The organism is Pasteuria ramosa (assembly GCF_056496785.1).
This window is the reverse complement of the sequence record NZ_CP143099.1, coordinates 1,459,548-1,472,789: the sequence shown is the minus strand read 5'-3', so window position 1 is coordinate 1,472,789 and position 13,242 is coordinate 1,459,548. Positions and strand designations below refer to the sequence as shown.

Here is a 13,242-nt window from a genome sequence, read left to right as displayed (position 1 = left end):
ATTTTATATTGTATTATATAATCTAAATTATTATAAATTTTCATTATAAATGATTATTCTACTTACTACATAAATGATTATTCTACTTACTACTTATTATTTTTCTTCTGGTGTTCTTAAACCTTTTTGTGGATGTTGTAGTCGGAGGATGTTGTTTTTAATATTCCCCCATGCAAAAGGGTAGTTGTGTACTGTTATTAGGTATAATCCCTTGCTATTGTTCATAGGTATCCATCCTGTTTTTGCTAGTTGAATTGCTGTTATTTTCTCAATATCTATAACAGGAAATGGTACTTTGTTGCTAGAAGTAGATTGTATACGTGCTAATGCATGTGAAGGTATGAAGCTTTTATTTTTTCGTTTTCCAAGGAGTAGTCCAGGTCGATGGTAACGTAGGTGTCGCCAAAAAGGTAAGTTATTTGCTGTGGCATAGACGTTGTTTTTATGTGTGATGATTTTATTTGTTGTTGTGGGGAGGTTTATATTATAGTCTTTTGACCATGTTTTCCACATATTGATTAATTGTGGGTCATTGGTTGGCCATGGTTTATTATTTTGTTTTTTTATCTGATAATCGTTATTTTTTTTCTTTAATAGGGCAAAGAAATGGCCTTCGCCCCTTATTTTATGAGGCCATAGGCGGGCGCAGTTGTGTATACTTTGGTTCTTTGTTTCAATCCATGTGGTTTCTCCTTGAGAAAAGCCTGGTTTTTTTATTGGTATTAATGTTATATTAGGATCTTTTAATATATAATCGATGACAGCTTCATTTTCATATGGATTAAAGGTGCATGTTGAATATAGGATTCTCCCACCAGGTTTAAGCATTTTTATTGCTGATGTTAGTAGTTTTTGTTGTCTAAGCATACATTTTTTTGTATAAGATAATCGCCAGGTATCTTTTAGTTTGGTATTCTTACGAAACATACCTTCACCAGAACAAGGTGCGTCTACTAGAATAGCATCGCATATGTTTGGTAGGTAGTTTGCTAGATTTAAAGGGTGGTCATTAAAGATGATAGCGTTACTTATGCCGCATCTTTCCATATTATCGATTAGGGCAGTTTGACGTTGTTGATTAATTTCGTTTAATAAAAGAAGACCTTGCTGTTTTAAACGCGATGCTATTTGTGTGGCTTTTCCTCCTGGTGATGCGCATAAGTCAAAGATTGTTTCACCAGGTTGTGGGTTTAGTATTTCAACAGCAGCTAAAGCGCTTGGTTCTTGGACGTAATATAACCCAAGTGTATGTTCTATACGAAATCCAGGTTTATCTTCAGTTGGTAAATAACAGGCTTCTTTGCACCATGGTACTGGTTCATGTGTTAAGTTTATTTGTTTTAATAGGTCCTCTAAAGATATTTTCAGGGTATTCGCACGGATACTTCTTTGGGGTTTTTGTGTCAATGTTTGGGCAAAGTTTTTCCAATCTTGGCCTAAGAGAGGTTTCATTTGTTGGATAAAATTCTCTGGGAACATGTATTTCAACCTTCCTTAATCTACCTTTTTGGTGTTTGAAAGGGGGGATGCCGATGAACGATTCTTGGTTAAAGCATTATCCAGCGGAAATATTACAACCGGATTTTGAGACCAAACTTTTGTTACCACAAATTTTAATTAACACAGCACACGCTTTTCCTGACCGGACAGCTTTATGGTTTTTAGGCGGTAATATGACTTATCGGCAATTATTAGCTGAAGTTTATAAATTAGCACGTATTTTAGCACGGTTTAATTTCCCTCCACGAACACGTATTGGCATTTTATTACCTAATTGTCCGCAAGCTGTTATTGCTTACTATGCTATTTCGTTAGCGGGCTTTGTTGTGGTTTTTATAAACCCGTTACTTACAGGGCGTGAAATACAGCAAGTTTTAGAAGATGCTGAAGTGAAGTTGTTAATTTTATTAGATTTACTTTATGTACGTATTTTGAAAATTTATAAAAAAACCTTTTTGCAGCATTTGATTTGGACAGGCTTATGTGATTATCTAAATTTTTTTAAACGTATGATTTATTTTTTTAAAAATGTTCCGCCATATATACAGCAAGCAAAACATGTTTCTTCTTGGCGCTCGTTATTAGCTAAAGAAGTGGCAACGCTTATGCCATTACCGCGTGCTGATAAGCATAGTTTGGCTGTTTTACAATATACGGGTGGTACGACCGGTTTTCCTAAAGGTGCTATGCTTAGTCATGGTAATCTAATTGCGAATTGTTTACAAATCGTTGCTTGGAATTACAAGGCTAGGTTAGGTAAGGAGAGTATTTTAGCTGTTTTACCTTTTTTTCATGCTTACGGTATGACTGTCGGAATGAACTATGGTATTTATTTAGGTGCTACATTATATCTTATACCCCGTTTTCATGCCGGGCAAATATGGAGGTTTCTTGGTAAGCGAAAACCAACATATTTTCCTGGTACACCAACGATGTATATTGCTTTGTTGAAAGAAGCACAAAAAAAACCACAAACACTTAAAGATCTTATATGTATTAGTGGATCAGCGCCTTTGCCTTTTGAAGTCCAAAAACAATTTGAAGCTGTTACGAAAGGTATTTTAGTTGAAGGATATGGTATGACTGAAGCATCACCTGTGACGCATATTAATTTACTTTATGAAGGATATCGCAGTGAACGTAAGTCCATTGGTTTACCTTTACCTGGTACAGGGGCGAAGATTGTTGACCGAAATACGAAGAACATATTACCTTTTAATATGGTTGGGGAATTATTTGTTAAAGGACCGCAAGTTATGCAAGGCTATTGGAAACAAGGAGAAGCTACGTCTGATGTTTTTTATGATGGTTGGTTAGCTACCGGTGATTTAGCTTCTATGGCTGAAGATGGTTATTTTATGATCCAAGGTCGAGTAAAGGATGTTATCTTCGCCAGTGGTTACAATGTTTATCCGCGTGAAATCGAAGGTGTATTTATGACTCATCCTGCTATTCAGGAAATAGCAGTTGTTGGTAAACCTGATAACTATCGTGGCGAAACAGTATATGCTTATATTGTTTTTAAACCAGGATTTACGGTTAGTGAAGAACGACTAGATAATTTTGCTCGTTTATCTTTAGCTAGCTATAAAGTGCCTAAACATTATGTTTTTTTAGATGATTTGCCTAAAAGTGTTTTAGGTAAGGTTTTATATAATGTTTTGCGCGATAAATAGTTTGAAAGGGGAGAAGTATCTGGATGAATATTTTAGTTTCCCTGAAACAAACACTGGCTGCGGAGGAAGAGATTTTGCTTGATCAGGGTAAAGTTATCCTTGAGGGCGAACAAGTAATGAATCCATATGATGCTTATGCTTTAGAAGCGATTTTACGCTTACGTGAGCAATTGGGTCAAGATATTAAAATTCATGTTATAACTATCGGTGGCGATCAGACAGAAGCTATGCTTCGCACAGCTTTAGCTATGGGTGCTGATGTTGCTTGGCGTATTGTTTATGCTAACGTTGATGATAGTCATGTTTTAGCAACGTTTTTAGCTGATGCACTTAAACATCATCTACCAAAAATGTCTTTAATTTGTTGTGGCTATTTTTCTATTGATGGTGGACATGGACAAGTAGGCCCGCGTTTAGCGGAGATGATATCTTGGCCACATGTTGGAGCTGTATTATCTGTTAGTAACAGTAATGATAAGTTGTTGTTTTGTGAAAGAGATGCCGAAGGGGATGTTGAAAAACTGATCGGCTCGCTACCAATGCTTCTTACATTTCAACAAGGTGCAGAAGAACCACGTTATCCTACGTTGCCAGGAATTATGTCGGCTAAGCGTAAATTGTTGCATCAGATTGAGCTGAAAGCAACGGTACCTCATACTAAATTACAAGCTATGAGTAAGATGGTGGGGCAACGTCAATGTCAGTTTTTAGAACATTCTGATGGTTTAGTTGATATTATTGGTCACAACTTATGATTACTGTTTGCTTTAAAGGAGGAGATTCTTTGAAGGCATTGGTGATAGCTGATGTATCTTCGCAAGGTACTTTAAAAAAAGTTACCTTAGAAGCTTTAGGTTTAGCTAAACAACTAACACAGCATATTACCTTAGCCATTGTTTCAGCAAAAAAAGTTAATCTGGAAGCTTATCCTGTTGAGCGGATTATTACCATGTATGATGAGAACTTTGAATTTTATGTTAATCATACCTATCTTCAAGCTTGGAAACAGCTCGTAGATCTTGTTAAACCCGACATTCTCATCACAGGACATACAGCTATAGGGCGTGATGTTTCACCAAGACTTGCTGTTAATTTAAACTGGGGTTTGTTAACAGATGTTGTAAATTTTAAAAAAATTGCTACCCTTGAACAGGAAGATATAGAGAGAGAGGGAAATATACAACAACGAAAATATATTTTTGAGCGATTGCTCTATTCAGGTAAAATTAAAGGGGCTTATCATTTAAATCAATGGCCATGTGTATTGACCATTAGGCCTAATAATTTTATGCCTTTGGCTAATTCGAAAGAAATATTCAACGTGCATGAACAATTTTTTAATTATCAACCAGATGATCGAATAAAAGTTATCGAAGTATGTAAAAAGGAAAAACAAGCTCTGCGTCTTGAAGAGGCCAAAGTTGTTCTTGCTGGTGGTAGGGGGATGAAGAACAAGGAAGGTTTTTTACAATTGTATAAGCTTGCAACTTTATTAAATGCTGCTGTAGGTGTTTCACGAGGTGCTTGTGATGCTAAATTTTGTGACTATTCTTTACAAATTGGTCAAACAGGTAAAACCATTACACCTGATTTATACATTGCTTTTGGAATTTCAGGAGCTATGCAACATATTGCTGGGATTTCACAAGCAAAAAAAATTATTGCTATTAATATTGATCCAAAAGCTCATATTTTCCAAGTAGCTGACTACGGTATTGTAGGGGATTTATTTACTATTTTGCCTCAATTAATTAATTCTTTGCAAAATGGTTAGACAGTGCTAAATTAATTATGTAGCGGTCATAAGTGGTATACTACCAGAGAGAGTAACTGATGACTTTCTATATAAAGTAATTATGTTTGTTTTTAACAATAAGGGGGTTATTTTATCATGGCTGTTTTAGAAATGACAGATAATAATTTTGCTAAATGTGTAGAGGCTAAAGATTCTGGTAAGGTTTTAGTGGACTTCTGGGCGCCTTGGTGTGGACCTTGTAAAATGTTAGCACCTGTTTTAGAAAGTGTATCAGCAAAAATGGGTGGCAAGGTAAAAATATTTAAAGTTAATGTTGACGAAAATCCAGCCACAGCTAGTAAATATGGTATCATGAGTATTCCGACTTGTGTGCTGTTTGATCAAGGCAAGATTGTTGGTAAAATAACTGGTTTAAAAACAGAAGATGAAATGATTGCAACTATTAATAGTAGTTTTTAGTCATAAAAAACAACCCCTTTTTAGCTCTAATTGCACAAGGGGTTGTTTTTTATGCACTCTATCTTTAAACTTGTACAAAATAACCCATATAAATGTAGTTTAAGTACCTAATCTAATGAAACAAAAAAGCCATAATCATTGCTATTTTTTAGTTTAAATTACATAATTACTAATATGTTATATTAATATTTTCAGGCAAGTTCATATAAAGCTTTGCTTTTAATTTCTTTAAATAACCAAAAAAACAACCAAAAAGTTTGTAACCAAAAATTTATTTTAACTAAAAAATGTTTTTTATAAATTTTGATATAGATATTGCAAATTATTTTGATATCTATAAAACAATCTAATATTAATCTGCTATAATAAATAGATTTAATATATGATTACGAATTATAGTATCATTTTCATTAAATTACACCTATAAAAAGAGCAAACCAAAACCTTTAAAAAGAGAACATTCGACATAAAATTTCAACGTTTCATTAATTAGAATACCTGGTTCATGTTATCGGGTTTTACCTAAACCTTAAAAAGTTTTTCAAAAATAATTAGGTTTATATATAAATATATAAATATATAAATATATAAATATATAAATATATAAATATATAAATATATAAATATATAAATATATAAATATATAAATATATAAATATATAAATATATAAATATATAAATATATAAATATATAAATATATAAATATATAAATATATAAATCTTAGAGGAGAAGCTTGATGTTCTTGATTTATAATTATAATCTATAGATTAAAACAAATTTAAAAAATCAGGCAATTGATTCCCTTTTTTAGTTAGGTACAAAGGTATAATTTTATTTTTATGATTATTTTTAATATTTAAATTAATGAAGTTATAAGTTAATACTTATTTTATATTTGAATAGTATGGGCTTGTTCTAAAACCCTTGTAAAGGGAGTTTAATAACTTCATTGATGGCACTACGCTGATCATCGCTATTTTGGTCCCTAAATTAAATTACATTATTACTGATCGTCTATATTAATATTTCCGAGCAAGCCCAAAGATAATTGATTATTTTTAATAATGTGTTTATATGTACTTGTCCAAGAATACTAATATATCTGAAAGAAACAATAAGGAGCACAGCTATTTTTGTAATTATTTTAAAGATTATAGCATTAATTTTTTGTATAGGCAAAATAATATTATTTAAGCAAATTAAAATCTAAGGTAATTATACTTTATGTTATTTTTATTTGATATTTTTTGGAAAAGTTAATTATATTATAAATTAGAAGTTATAAATCAGACTTTAAAAATCTTTTATATTTATAAATATGCTTAATGTTAATTTTTAACTATTGTGTGCGTATAATATAATTTTAGTTGTATTTTTATTATTGTACTTATCATAAAATTTTAATATAGCTGATTATTAATAATATAGAAAATTAGTAATGCTTTAATTTAAACAAAAATATATTATCTATATCATAATTAGCTAAATCATTATATTCATAATTTCTTGATGACTTAAATTGATTTTGGATATAAATTATATTTTCATAATAATGTTTATCTATAATATTCATTTATATATTTTTTAGTTCATGCTATTAGGTTTTTAAACGATATTTAGATTTTTGTAGGCCAGATATAATTATTTTATTTGTTATATATTTATATATGTGTTCAAATTATAGTTACAAATAATGGACTTGTCCAAGAATCAATCTGAAGGGAGTTTAAGGGTCTAATCAAAGGTACTAAAAGCCATGATAATGGATATTTTTTTGCATTCAATTAGACCATACTAATTGTCTATATTAATATTTTTAGACCAGTTCTATTGGAACAAGCTGGTAGGTATAAAAAATAAATAATGTTTTTTTATATATATGAATAAGCTTAATTAGTTTTTTATTTTATTAGAGTATATAAGCTAATTATATCTTTATGTTAAGATTTGTTTTTTAATTTTTTGTTTTTTAATTTTTTGTTTTTGATTTATTTTTCCCTTATGGCTAGACGATATTAATTTTATATTCGATTGTAAAATAACTACTTATTTTTTGTTATTTAAGATTTTTGGGGATAATATAAAATTTTAATTAAAAATTAAGTCAACGGTTTACTTCCTTAGTTAATTTATATGTTTTAATTTTCACATTTTTTGAATTAAAACATATAAATTAAAATATAAAGAAAATAATATTTATAAAAAAATATATTTTTTTATAAATATACCACTATTAATGAGTATTATTGTGCATTTTTTTATTAATTAGTAACGGTGCTTATTTTTGATTTTTATAATATAAATGAAAACCTAATTTTGATTTTTTCTTAAAAATTTATAGCGATATATAGCTATTTTTTTATAAGGAGGATATTTAGCTTATATTTTTTTATGATTTAATATTATTTATAAATTCCCAATGTAATAACAAGTACTTATTTTAGTTTTTAGGCCTAGGAATTTTGACGATATTTGATTCTTTTATAATATATGTTTTGATATTTTACAAAAGGTCTATTTGATAGCTCATTTTTGGTATTATATTGTAGCATTTAAATGTAATTAAGGGATTGAATTAATTATATGAATATATCAAGGTATAATAAGATTTTTATTATACTCCTTTTGTTGATGCCGACTTTAAATATTAAGGTTTTATCTGATAAACTAAATATGGTTTCTATTAAGACACAACCAGAGTTAGTGGATGTTATAAATATTGAAGTAGATTCTTTGATTAAATATATTATTTTGAGTAAATTGCAAGGTTTTTTTAATGATAAAAATTTTGCAGGAGATACGATAAATGATGATAGTGTATATAAAAGAATATTTAATTCAATTAAAGTTATTAACGGTATAAGATATGTTTTCGAAGATTTATCAGGTGAAAAATTGCAATTGTTTAAAAATAATCTAGATAATTGGAAAAGTTTACTTTCGGGAATTAATGATGATGTTTACTATAGATTTATTGAAAAGCTAAATAATTTAAATTCTTTAAAAGATCTAGAGTTTGATAAAAAATATCAGTCAGATTTAGCGAAAAGTATTTATGAATTATGGGAATATGGTTTTAAACATATTGCGGGTATTGTTTTTTTTAATTTATCCAGTACAGTAAAAGGACATTTTAAGGATTTTGATAATTTTTATAATTATCTTATTAAAGATGATTTGAGATCGATGCGCCTCATTGATTTTATTACGCATAGTATGGATACTAAGGGTAATATTTCAGATAAAGAAATTATCGATAAAGTTAATTTGTTTTTTCAAGAAGAGAAAGATAGATTAGGTTTTTCAGATAAAGACCAACGTTTTTATTTGTTAGCCGAGATTTTGTTAGAATTAGGAATAACGGCTGATAAGTTACAAGAATTATTTTCTTCATTTCCGGAAGTTAATGATCAGAATTTTGATAATTTTTTTGCTGCTCTTTTTAGAGATAAAGCTAATGGTGACGATGATATTTTTAAGGAATTTATACTATCTTTTTGGAATTATCCGATTTTTGGTATGAAAATAGCTGATTTGTTCAAAGTAAGATCTCATCAGTATTTATATTATGAGCAGAAGTTTTTTATTTTATCTTATATATATAAATTATATAAAAATAAATCACCGTTTTTATTAAATTTAGTCGATACTGATAATGCTATCCATATTTTAATCAATCCGTTTATCCTTAATTTTACTAAAAATAAATATTTTTTATTAAATTTTATTTACCTAGCTAAATTTTACCTAGGTAAATACATGAAAAAACCTTCTTCATCATTAAATTTGATGGAATTAGAGACTTTAGAAAATAAAATTTACAATGATCAAGAATGGGATAAGTCTGATATAGATTTTTTTACAGAATTAGTCAAAGAGATACGGCAAATAGCCTATGACTATCTTAAGAGTGACAAGGCGTTATCCAACATGGGTGCTAAAAATAATAGAAAACTTATAGCGCTTTTATTTGAAGAGATTAAGAAGACTGAAAAAGAAAGGTTGCATATAACAGGCAAGGATTCAGATTTAAGTACTTCATTCAATAAAAATGATATAGATTTTTTGAATGAATACTATCAGGATATTAATAAAGTAGCATATAATAATTTCTTCAATAAGTTCTATGAAGATATATCCCCTGAGTTTAGATCTAAATTTAAAACAGCAAAAGAATTTCGTGAATTTTTAGTACCAGTTAGTAATATTGGACCAGAATCAACAGCTTTAAGTTCTTCTGGTAGGCATATGTCCTCGATACTTGATCGATTTTTGTCTTCTCCAAGAATAAAATATAGACCGCTTTATAATGGGACAATTGTTACTTTACCTTTTGGTTCAGATAAGCTATTTGCACCATATGAAGATTTAAATAACCCGGGATTTAATTTACCACATGAAATCGTTGGTACATTACCTTTTAGATCAGATAAACAATTTTTAGAATATGGTGATTTAAGTAAAGGGGACTTTAATATCCCGGATCGTTATATGAATTCAATCGAACTTCCGCCGCCTATATTTCAAGTTTTCTATTTACCAGAAGCAGATCAAGGGCATATTTATTATGCATCAGAAGTAGATGTACTGCCACCGGATTTGTTGGCAGAAATAGAATTTGTATCGCAACAAGTATTGCATAATGATGTTGCATATAGTGCTTCAGTTACTTATCTAGAGGAAGATTATATGGAAGATGTGAGAAGATTTTGGCCTAGGTCAGCTGTTTTACGCGATAATTTCCAGCAGATGCTTATTTTACAAAACTTATTAAGGCGTATCATGAGTGGCAATATGGCCGCACTTGATATTTTTGTAGCTAATACACCTATTTTAAGAGATCATCCTCATCTTCGTAATCCACAATTTATACAATCAAGTGTTCTTGTTATTTTAAGGAGGTCAATTAGTTATCAAACTCGTAAGATTAAGGAAGAAATTAATTCATTAAGATCGCAGATACCTCCGCAAGCAATGTAATTATTATCTTAATAAACAGATTTTTTTATGATTTTATATTGCTTAAATCATAAAAAAATCTGTTTATCTTTATTTATGGAACGCATTATTATTTTTATAAAATAGAAGTTATTAGTAAATTTGTATTTTGTTTATACCGTGTAATTAGGCCTTGTCTAGAAACTTTAAATAGCTAATTAGTTGTGTGTTAATTTAAACCCCAAAATATCCGTTATTATAAGCTTTTAGTGTTTTGCATTAGGTTTTGCAACTCGCTTTTACATAGGTTTTTGGACATGCTCGTAATATTCATAGACAAATTTACCAAACTGTTTAATAAGTATTAAAATGCTTTATATAGAACAATTTAATCTTGTTGTAGCTTTATGAACTTTTCTAAAAATTGCTTTAAAGAAAGTTTAATTACCTAAGCGAATGCACTAAAAGCCATGGTAATTACTACTTTTTTGTTTTAATTACATAAATATTATTAAAATATATTATAATTATAATCTAAATATATTATAAAAAATAACAGAATTAATTTTAATTTATTTCTTAAAATAAATCTAAAACTATTAATAATAAAAAACTTAAAATTAAAAAATAACGCCTTTTGTATTTTTTAATTTTAAGTTTTTTCATAGGATTACAAAAATAACAATCATCTTTGTTAATTTTTCATACTAGTGTTTAATTATATTTTAAATCATTAGTATTAATAATTTATCTAGTAATTCTAATCATTAAATAAATTATTAATAATAAGAAATAAATTGTTAATCCTGGAGAATGATTTAGATTACAATTATGATATTTAAGTTTTATTAATTTTTAGATTTATAAATTTTGTGTTTTTAATAACAATATTCATTTTTAGGTACTATGATTAAGCATAACTCTTGTTATTTTTTTCATCTTAGTTTTTAGATTATAATATAGCAATAGTTATGCGATGAATTGTATTTGTATGATTATGATGCAGCATTTTCAATAATTTAAATTATATATTTTTTGAAATTTATAATTAATATTATGATTTTTTACTCATAAATATTTAATCTTCTTTAAGGGGGCTTTTATGAACATAAATCTTAAGGATAAGTTGTCGCGTTTACCAGAAAATCCTGGTTGTTATTTGATGTACAATCAAAAAAAAATCGTCATTTATGTAGGTAAAGCTAGTAATCTAAAGAAAAGAGTTCGTTCATATTTTTCAGGGGTGCTACAAGGCAAGGTTTTTTATTTAGTTAAAGAGATAGCTGATTTTGAGTATATTGTTACGGATAATGCTATTGAGGCATTATTATTAGAGTGTAATTTGATCAAGAAATATCGACCTTTTTACAATGTGCTGCTTAAGGATGATCGTAATTATCCCTATATTCGTTTAAGTAAAGAGGTACATCCTCGTTTATCGATTACACGTACGGTTAAAAAAGATGGTGCAAGTTATTTCGGGCCTTATCCACATGCTAGAGCTGCGCAACAGATTAAACGTTTGTTAGATCGTTTATTTCCTTTACGTAAATGTCGCGTTATTCCTAAAAAAGCTTGTCTTTACTATCATCTTAATCAATGCTTTGCCCCTTGTATTAAAGACGTATCTTTGGCTTGTTACAATGATATATGTGAGGAGATATCGTTATTTTTAAAAGGGCAGCATCAAGATAAGGTGTCTGCTTTACAACAAGAAATGGAAGATGCTTCTCAAAGGCTTGATTTTGAACGAGCGCAGGAATTATATGTATTATTGAAAGATATTGCTTCGATTGCTGTTAAACAAAGCGTCATGCTTTCTGACGGTTTAAATAGAGATGTTTTTGGTTTTTTTGCCGAAGAAGGGTGGTTAGCTGTTCAAGTCTTTTTAGTTAGGCAGGGTAATTTATTAGAAAAAGCTTCACATGTGATGGAACATTACCATGAACATCTTGAGGATGTTTGTTCCTATTTAGCACAATTTTATCAAAACAATAAGGTACATCCTGATGAAATTTTATTAGAAGATGAAGAATTAGCACGTGCTGTTCGTCAACTTATGCCCAGCTATAATGTGTTGGTACCTAAGGAGGGACCAAAACAAAAACTTGTTGCCATGGCGATTAAAAATGCTAAATTAGCACTTAAGGATCAAAAAAGTATCATTATTCATCAGAATAAAAGGCATATCAAAGGTATGCAAGAATTAGGGCATTTTTTGCAAATATCTCCACCGCAGCATATTGAAGTTTTTGATCAAGCACATTGGCAAGGTAAAGCGATGGTTGGTGCTGTTGTTGTTTTTATGTCTGGCGTACCTGATAAATCGTTATATCGTAAATTTGCGCTTAAGGCGATAAAAGATGATTATGAAGCTTTAAAAGAAATGATCCAACGCAGATACCATCGTTTATTGAAGGAAGAGTCGCGTTTGCCTGAGCTTATTGTTGTAGATGGAGGTAAAGGTCATGTATCAGCAGCAGAAAGTGTTGTTTCTGATGCTCTAGGGCTGGATATTCCTATTGTAGGATTAAGAAAAAATGATAAACATCAAACAGACGGCTTAGTTTCGAAAAATCCCATCTTGGATTTGAACTTAGCGCATTATCCGGAACTTTTTGCCCTTTTACAAGGATTCCAAGCTGAAGTACATCGATTTGTTAATACATACCACCGCAAGACATTACGCAAACAAACGACACGTTCGATCCTCGATGATATACCAGGTATTGGTCCAAAACGACGTCGAATATTACAAAATAATTTTGCTTCATTAGAAGAAATGCATCAAGCATCTATTGAAAAGTATCAATCTTTAGGTATAAATCGTTCCCTGGCTTTGTTGTTAAAAGAAAAATTAATATCAAATGAGTCTATCAAAAGCGAAAAAGGAGATGGTGTATAATAATTA

General features: G+C 29.5%; 7 protein-coding genes. 6 read left to right on the top strand and 1 reads right to left on the bottom strand.

Features of this window, described 5'->3' with window-relative positions; translation table 11 throughout:
• Nucleotides 1-96 precede the first annotated feature (96 nt).
• Nucleotides 97-1,479 (bottom strand): RsmF rRNA methyltransferase first C-terminal domain-containing protein, encoded by a 1,383-nt coding sequence (locus tag VS182_RS06240; protein WP_479484301.1) that lies wholly within the window; start codon nucleotides 1,477-1,479, stop codon nucleotides 97-99.
• Between the two features lie 53 nt (nucleotides 1,480-1,532).
• Between VS182_RS06240 and VS182_RS06235 the strand changes: the two genes are divergently transcribed.
• The 6 genes from VS182_RS06235 to uvrC all read left to right on the top strand — a co-directional run bounded on the left by VS182_RS06235 (nucleotide 1,533) and on the right by uvrC (nucleotide 13,236).
• Nucleotides 1,533-3,176: a long-chain-fatty-acid--CoA ligase gene (locus VS182_RS06235; RefSeq protein WP_479484300.1), complete on the top strand. Its 1,644-nt coding sequence runs from the start codon at nucleotides 1,533-1,535 to the stop codon at nucleotides 3,174-3,176.
• 23 nt (nucleotides 3,177-3,199) lie between these two features.
• Nucleotides 3,200-3,931, top strand: a complete 732-nt coding sequence (locus VS182_RS06230; RefSeq protein ID WP_479484299.1) for an electron transfer flavoprotein subunit beta/FixA family protein — start codon at nucleotides 3,200-3,202, stop codon at nucleotides 3,929-3,931.
• A 29-nt stretch (nucleotides 3,932-3,960) separates the two neighbouring features.
• Nucleotides 3,961-4,950, top strand: a complete 990-nt coding sequence (locus VS182_RS06225; RefSeq protein WP_479492498.1) for an electron transfer flavoprotein subunit alpha/FixB family protein — start codon at nucleotides 3,961-3,963, stop codon at nucleotides 4,948-4,950.
• Between the two features lie 117 nt (nucleotides 4,951-5,067).
• Nucleotides 5,068-5,391, top strand: a complete 324-nt coding sequence (trxA, locus tag VS182_RS06220) for a thioredoxin (RefSeq protein WP_479484297.1) — start codon at nucleotides 5,068-5,070, stop codon at nucleotides 5,389-5,391.
• Between the two features lie 2,633 nt (nucleotides 5,392-8,024).
• Nucleotides 8,025-10,373: a hypothetical protein gene (locus VS182_RS06215; RefSeq protein ID WP_479492497.1), complete on the top strand. Its 2,349-nt coding sequence runs from the start codon at nucleotides 8,025-8,027 to the stop codon at nucleotides 10,371-10,373.
• A 1,060-nt stretch (nucleotides 10,374-11,433) separates the two neighbouring features.
• On the top strand, nucleotides 11,434-13,236 hold the full coding sequence (uvrC, locus tag VS182_RS06210) for an excinuclease ABC subunit UvrC (protein WP_479484294.1): 1,803 nt from the start codon (nucleotides 11,434-11,436) through the stop codon (nucleotides 13,234-13,236).
• The last annotated feature ends 6 nt before the right edge of the window (nucleotides 13,237-13,242 follow it).